At 35.8% G+C, this 1669-nt stretch carries 2 protein-coding genes and 1 tRNA gene; 1 reads left to right on the top strand and 2 read right to left on the bottom strand.

The window, feature by feature from the left end:
• On the top strand, nt 1-699 hold a 699-nt coding region (locus tag VNJ50_RS03815; RefSeq protein WP_325579211.1), incomplete at its 5' end, for an aminoglycoside 6-adenylyltransferase.
• Between the two features lie 62 nt (nt 700-761).
• On the opposite strand, the gene VNJ50_RS03820 is transcribed toward VNJ50_RS03815, so the two are convergent.
• Both VNJ50_RS03820 and bshB1 read right to left on the bottom strand, forming a co-directional pair.
• A tRNA-His gene (locus VNJ50_RS03820) sits at nt 762-837 on the bottom strand.
• Nucleotides 838-912: 75 nt separating this feature from the next.
• Entirely contained in the window at nt 913-1629 is a 717-nt protein-coding gene (gene bshB1 / locus VNJ50_RS03825; RefSeq protein WP_325579213.1) for a bacillithiol biosynthesis deacetylase BshB1, read from the bottom strand.
• Between the last annotated feature and the right edge of the window lie 40 nt (nt 1630-1669).

A 1669-nucleotide genomic window follows, 5' to 3' on the forward strand; every position in this document is an offset into this window, starting at 1 on the left:
GACCAATTTTTAAATGATCGAAATTGGATCAATCTGTTGGGAACTCCAATTTTACAACAACTTCCAGACGAAATGGAATTAGGAAAAGATGAAAATCATAAAAAATTCTCCTTTACGTTTCTGATGATTTTTGATGATGGAAATCGCATTGACTTGACTTTATTTCCTTATGAAAAATTCGATATTCATTTTGAAATAGATAGTTTAACCCTTGTTTTGTTGGATAAAGACCAATTGTTTAAGACTATTCCAGAGCCATCAGATGTTGATTATAACATCAAAAGACCAACTCAAAAGCAATTTATGGAAGTTTGCAATGAATTTTGGTGGACCGCAACGTATGTCGCAAAAGGTTTAAAACGAAAAGAAATGATCTATGCGAAAGAAATGATGGAAAATGTTGTAAGACCCATGTTTTGGCAACTCCTAGAATGGCATATTGGAAATGAACATGATTTTAAGGTTTCAGCAGGAAAATCAGGCAAGTTTGCTGACAAATTTTTGAGTGAAGCACTTTATAAGGCTGTTTTAAAAACGTATTCGGATGCTAATCTTGAAAATAATTGGGATGCTTTATTCCTTATGTTGAAAATCTTCAAAAACGAACAAAAGCTCTTAGCTGAAAAACTCAGCTTTGTATGGAATCAAGATGAAGCAGAAAACTCATCCAAATACATCATGAAACTCTACGAAATCTAGAAAAACAATCTCATTTATTTGCACAAAAAAAGCCTTCAAATTTCTTTAAAGGCTTAAATTCTGGGTGGAAGACCGGGCTCGAACCGGCGACCCTCGGTACCACAAACCGATGCTCTAACCAACTGAGCTACATCCACCATGTAGCAGCATTCTGCAATGCGACTGCAAATGTAATAGATTAAGTAGTTTTAACAAAACATTTGTCATAAAAATTTACACTAAATCGAATAAACTTTTTACGGCGGCGTAACGTTCTACCGTAAAGCCCTCAGCGTGTTCAGTTCCGATCAATCTGCCAAGATCCCTGGCCCTATAATCAATACTATCTGTAAAGTTTTTACTGCTGATTGGCGTTTGCGGTTCTTTGCTCTCAGGATCAAAGAACTGTGTCTTATAAGCATGAACAGCAGCCATTTTTTTATCAATAAATCCAGAAATATCAACCACAATATCTGGCTCAATATTTTTCCATTGAATAAAATGATACACATAATCTGGTCGCCACTGTTGTTGTAATTTTCCATCTAATGTGGTTTCAATTTTAACCAATCCACTTAAAAAACAAGCGTCACTTACCAGTTTACTGCCTTTGCCATGATCAATATGCCGATCGTCAATAGCATTGCACAACACCATTGTAGGCTGGTATTTTCTAATCATTTTGATAATTTCCAATTGATGGGATTTATCATTCATAAAAAAGCCATCTGCAAAACCTAAGTTTTCTCTAATTGTAACACCCAGAATTTCAGCGGCGTTATTGGATTCTTCTTTTCTGGTTTCGGCAGTGCCGCGTGTGCCAAGTTCTCCACGGGTAAGGTCAATAATACCCACTTTTTTTCCGTTATCGACTTCTTTTGCAATGGTGCCCCCACAACCCAATTCAACATCATCAGGGTGCGCTCCAAAAGCTAAAATATCTAATTTCATGTATTTAATTTTTAATCTAAGTCTAATGTTTCTACGATAT

The organism is Gelidibacter sp., from assembly GCF_035577925.1.
Taxonomy (GTDB): Bacteria; Bacteroidota; Bacteroidia; order Flavobacteriales; family Flavobacteriaceae; genus Gelidibacter.